At 71.4% G+C, this 5009-nt stretch carries 4 protein-coding genes; 2 read left to right on the top strand and 2 right to left on the bottom strand.

Translation table 11 applies throughout. The features are described from left to right. Both ACFWRO_RS36925 and ACFWRO_RS36930 read right to left on the bottom strand, forming a co-directional pair. Nucleotides 1–1271 (bottom strand): alpha-L-fucosidase (locus tag ACFWRO_RS36925; RefSeq protein WP_384519051.1); only part of this gene is annotated, 1271 nt, incomplete at its 3' end. A gap of 144 nt (nucleotides 1272–1415) precedes the next feature. Further along, complete coding sequence (locus ACFWRO_RS36930) at nucleotides 1416–2342, bottom strand: LysR substrate-binding domain-containing protein (protein ID WP_384519054.1); 927 nt, start codon at nucleotides 2340–2342, stop codon at nucleotides 1416–1418. 73 nt (nucleotides 2343–2415) lie between these two features. On the opposite strand from ACFWRO_RS36930, the gene ACFWRO_RS36935 reads away from it, so the two are divergent. Both ACFWRO_RS36935 and ACFWRO_RS36940 read left to right on the top strand, forming a co-directional pair. Beyond that, nucleotides 2416–3909 carry an aminotransferase class I/II-fold pyridoxal phosphate-dependent enzyme gene (locus ACFWRO_RS36935; RefSeq protein WP_384519056.1) on the top strand — a complete coding sequence of 498 codons (1494 nt, stop codon included), beginning with the start codon at nucleotides 2416–2418 and terminating at the stop codon, nucleotides 3907–3909. 89 nt (nucleotides 3910–3998) lie between these two features. Further along, the gene (locus ACFWRO_RS36940; RefSeq protein ID WP_384519059.1) at nucleotides 3999–4934 is read left to right on the top strand and encodes an ABC transporter substrate-binding protein; all 936 of its coding nucleotides are present in this window, start codon (nucleotides 3999–4001) and stop codon (nucleotides 4932–4934) included. Nucleotides 4935–5009 lie beyond the last annotated feature (75 nt).

Below are 5009 nucleotides of genomic sequence, written 5' to 3' on the forward strand. Positions count from 1 at the left end.
CAGTCCCGGCCGGTACCCCGGTAGAGGTCGAGCTCACCGTCGAGTTCGACGGCCAGGACGGTGGCCCGCTCGTCGACGTCCGCGCCCTCCGGGGCGTCGATCCACAGCACACCGGGCACCTCTCCGAGGCCTCCGACGGTCCGGTGGCCCAGTTCGGTGCCGGTGCCGACCACACGGACGCGCTTGACCGGTGTCCGCAGTCCGCGCAGGGAGACCGACTCGCGTGGCGGGTCGAAGCACACCAGGTAGAGCGTGCGACGGTCCGCGGAGAGGGTGCTGGGGCCGTAGTGGTGACCCGCCGGAAGGCCGGCGACCGTGCCGTACACGGCCTCGGAGTGCTGGGCGATCCAGCCGCCGAGGCCTTCCAGGCGCTCGACCTGCTCGGCGGGGATCGTGCCGTCCTCGCGGGGACCGACGGCCAGCAGCAGGTTGCCGCCCATGCCGATGGTCTCGGTGAAGTAGCGCACCAACTGGCACACCGACTTCTGGTTGTGGTCCCCGTGCTGGTAGCCCCAGGAGTCGTTGACGGTCAGGCACAGCTCCCAGGGGCCGTCCGGCGGCAGGAGCGGCACGCCCTGCTCGGGGGTGGCGTAGTCGCCGTGGCTCAGCATCCGGGCGTTGAGGACGGTGTCCGGGTTCCCGGCGAGGATCTGTTCGGCGAGCCGCCGCATCCCCCACTGCTCCTCGCTGCGCTCCCACTCGCCGTCGAACCACAGCAGGTCGGGGCGGAACCGCGCGACGAGTTCGCCGACCTGGCCGTCGCGGTAGGCGACGTACCTGGCCCAGGCCTCCGGGTCCTCGACCCCGTCCTTCGGCGCGACGAGGGGGTTGGTGGCCACGTCCTCGTTAGGCGCGTCGGGGTGCACCACGCTCGCGTAGTCGGGGTGGTTCCAGTCCGAGTGGGAGTAGTACAGGCCGACCTTGAGGCCGTGCTCGCGCAGGGCCTCGGCGTAGCCGCCCACCAGGTCCCGGCCGGCCGGGGTGTGCCGTACGACGTTCAGGTCGCCGTGCTCGGTGTCCCACAGGGCCACGCCGTCGTGATGGCGCGCGGTGAGCACGGCGTACCTGGCGCCCGCCCGCGCGAACAACTCGGCCCATGCGCGCGGGTCGTACGCCGACGCCGTGAACCGGTCCAGCTGACGCATGTACTGCTGGTGCGGCACCTGGCCGTGGTAGAAGGCCCAGGACTCGGGGACGCCGTCGACGGCGTAGATGCCGTAGTGGAGGAAGATGCCCAACTTGGCATCGGGGAACCAGGGTTGCATCGGCATGGGATCAGTTCCTCGGTGGGGAGGGAGCGGGGAGCCCCGCTCGGCCACGCTATGCCGGACCCCCGGTCCTGCGGGTGGGGCAGGCTCACCCTCACTGGTCCGTTTTCACCATCGCGAGGCCTCAGTGCCTGCCCCGCGTCCCGCTCAGCCCAGGGCCTCGCGGTCCCACGCGGCCGTGACGCGGGCCGCCTGGAGCTGCAGGGAGGCGACCAGCTCCTGCACGCTGGGCGCTGCCGTGGAGCGCAGGGCGGCGACGCTGATCTCGCGGGCCAGGGGCGTCCCTTCCAGCGGTCGTACGACGACATCGGGGCGCGGCGCGCCCAGGGCCAGGCGCGGGACCAGCGAGACTCCCGTGCCCGCCGCGACGAAGCCCTGCACGACGCCGTAGTCGTCGGTGCGCATGACATGGACGGGCTCGAAGCCGTGCCGGGCGCACGCCCACGACAGGAGCCGGTCGCAGGGGTCACGGGGGTCGGCGGCTCCGACCCAGTCGTCCTCGCGCAACTCCTCCAGTGGTACGCGCTTCAGGGTCGCGCACCGGTGGTCGGCGGGCAGGACAAGGAGCAGCGGATCGGTCAGCAGGGGGTGCACCTCGAACGCGTCCTCCAGGTCGAGCCGGTCGCCGGGCTGCGAGAAGACGAGCGCGACCTGCAGTTCCCTCGACCGCAGCCCGTTCAGCAGGACGGGCAGCTCGCCCTCCGTGAGGGAGACGTGCACGCCCTGCGCGTGCAGGGACCGGACCGCGCCGGGCAGGAGGAGCGCCCCGGCGGTGGGGAAGGTCCCGACGTGCAGCGTGCGCGTCCCGCGAGCCGCCTGGGCGCGTACCTCCCGCTCCGCGAGCCGCAGCCTGGAGAGCACCGCCTCGGCGTGCGGCAGCAGCGTCTCGCCGAGCTCCGTGAGCGTGGCGCCGCGCGGGCCGCGCTGCACCAGGGGAGCGTCGAAGTGCCGCTCGAGAACGGTCAGATGGTGGGTGACCGTCGGCTGCGAGTAGTGCAGCGCGCGAGCGGCCCCGGCGAGCGAACCCTCGTGAGCGATGGCCCGCAGCACGTGAAGATGGCGTATCTCAAGCATATAGACAGAGTATGGAGATACCTCAAGGAATGCAGCATTCCCCTAATGGCTCGTGACTCCCACACTGGGCGACGTGAACAGCACCACAGCCGTAGCACCCCACCCCCGCCCGACCGGAACGCGCCAGGACGTGGCCCCGTACGCAGACGCGGTGCGCGCCCACGCCGAACGCGACTGGCTCCGCCTCAACGTTCCCGGCCACGCCGCCGAGGCCGACAGCCCCCTCGCGGAGGCCTTCGGCCCCGGCCTCCTCACGCTGGACTTTCCCCCGCTGCTCGAAGGGCTCGACCTCGGTACGGGCACTCCGATGGACCGGGCCACGGAGCTGGCGGCGGAGGCATGGGGCGCCCGGCGCACCTGGTTCCTGACCAACGGCGCCTCGCAGGGCAACCAGATCGCCTCCCTGATCACGCCGATGCTCGGCCGCACGCTCGTCGTGCAGCGCAGTGTGCACTCCAGCGTGATCGACGGCCTGGTGCTCTCCGGCCTGAAGGCCGCGTTCGTCCAGCCGTCCCTCGACACCGAGCAGGGCATCGCCCACGGCGTCACGGCCGCGGCGGTCGCCGAGGCACTCTCGTCGCACCCCGACGCGGCGGCCGTGTACGTGGTCTCGCCCAGCTACTTCGGCGCCGTCGCCGACATCCGGGCCATCGCCGACACGGCGCACGCGCACGGCGTCCCGCTGATCGTGGACGAGGCGTGGGGATCCCACTTCGGGTTCCACCCGGGGCTGCCCTCCGGCGCCCTCGCCCAGGGCGCCGACCTGGTGACCTCCAGTACGCACAAGCTGGCCGGGAGCCTCACCCAGTCGGCCATGCTGCACCTGGGCCAGGGTCCGTTCGCCGACCTTCTCGAGCCCCTCATCGATCGCGCCCACCGGCTCGTGCAATCGACGAGCTCGAGCGCGATCCTGCTCGCCTCGCTCGATGTCGCCCGCAGGGCCCTGGCCTGTGGTCAGGACACCATCGGCACCTCGCTCCAGGCCGCGGACCGGATCCGTGCGGTGCTGCGCCGTCTCGGCCGGTACGAGGTGGTCAGCGACGGCTTCGGACGCTTTCCCGACATCGTCGCCGCCGACCCGCTGCGCGTCGCGATCGACACCAGGGCCGGCGGGATCAGCGGTCACGAGGCCCGCCGCCTGCTGTTCCGCGACCACCAGATCATGGTCGAGGTGGCCACCGACTCCGCCGTCGTCGCGGTCCTCGGCGCGGGCAGCGCCCCGGACACCGACCGGTTCGTCGAGGCGCTGCACACCCTGCCACGGCCCCTCGGGACCGAAGCCGACCGAGGCATACGGCTCTCGCTCCCGGCGCCCGGCGAGGCCGTCCTCACCCCGCGCGAGGCGTTCATGAGCCCCGGCCGGGTCGTGCCCGCCGTCGAGGCCGTCGGCCGCGTGTCGGCGGACACCCTGGCCGCCTACCCGCCCGGCATTCCCAACGTGCTGCCCGGCGAGGTCATCACCAGCCAGACGGTGCGCTTCCTGCAGCTCACCGCGTCCGCGCCGAACGGACACGTACGCGGCGCGGTCGACCCGACCGTCTCCCACCTCCGCGTGGTCGACGCCTGAGTGAGCGGGCACCACCGCCCCCTCACGTCCTCCCGCACGTCCAACTCCCCGCTGTTTTCCCATCATTTCCTCGAAGGAGTCCACCGATCATGACCGGAGCAGCAGCAAGAAGAGGTACGGTCGCGGCCCTCGCCCTCGTGAGCGCGGCGGCAATGACCCTCACCGGTTGTGGAGATCAGACCGGCAGCGGATCGTCGGCCCAGGGCGGCGACAGCGCGGCGCCGCTCTTCTCCAAGCTGCCCGCCGACATCCAGAAGGCCGGCGTCATCAAGGTGGGTACGGACGCCACGTACGCCCCGATGGAGTTCAAGGAGGGCGCGAAGATCGTCGGTGTCGACCCCGACATCGCCGCCGCCCTCTCCAAGAAGCTCGGCGTGAAGTTCGAGTTCACCAGCGGCACGTTCGACACCCTGCTCACCGCGCTGCCGACCGGTCGTACGGACATCGCCATGTCGTCCATAACCGACACCAAGGCCCGCCAGGAGGGCCTGGACGACAAGGGCCAGAAGACCGGTAACGGTGTCGACTTCGTCGACTACTTCAACGCCGGCTCGATCGTGTACGTGCAGAAGGGCAACCCGAAGAAGGTCGAGTCGATCGAGGACCTCTGCGGGAAGACGACGGCCGTACAGCGCGGCACGACCTTCGAGACGGTGGCCAAGACCCAGTCGGAGGCCTGCGAGAAGGCCGGGAAGCCGGCCGTCAGGATCGAGTCGTTCCCGACCGACGCCGAGGCCCAGACCCGCGTCAAGGCGGGCGGCGCGGACGCAGGGATCAACGACTACCCCGTCGCGGCGCACCTGGCGCGCACCGCCGAGGGCGGCAACGCCTTCGAGATCGTCGGGGACCAGGTCGACGCCGGCCCCTTCGGGATCGCGGTCGACAAGAAGAAGACGCAGCTGCGTGACGCCCTCAAGGAAGCGCTCGACGCGATCATCCTCGACGGCTCGTACAAGAAGGCGCTGGACAAGTGGGGCGCGGGCACGGGTGCGGTGACCTCTGCCGAGATCAACGGCGGCTCCTGATCCCGACGCACCACTGAAGGGCAGTCGTTGTGACTGACAAGCTCGACAAGGTTCCGGACGGGGCGTCGCCCGCCC

It is taken from the genome of Streptomyces sp. NPDC058579 (assembly GCF_042718575.1).
GTDB lineage: Bacteria > Actinomycetota > Actinomycetes > Streptomycetales > Streptomycetaceae > Streptomyces.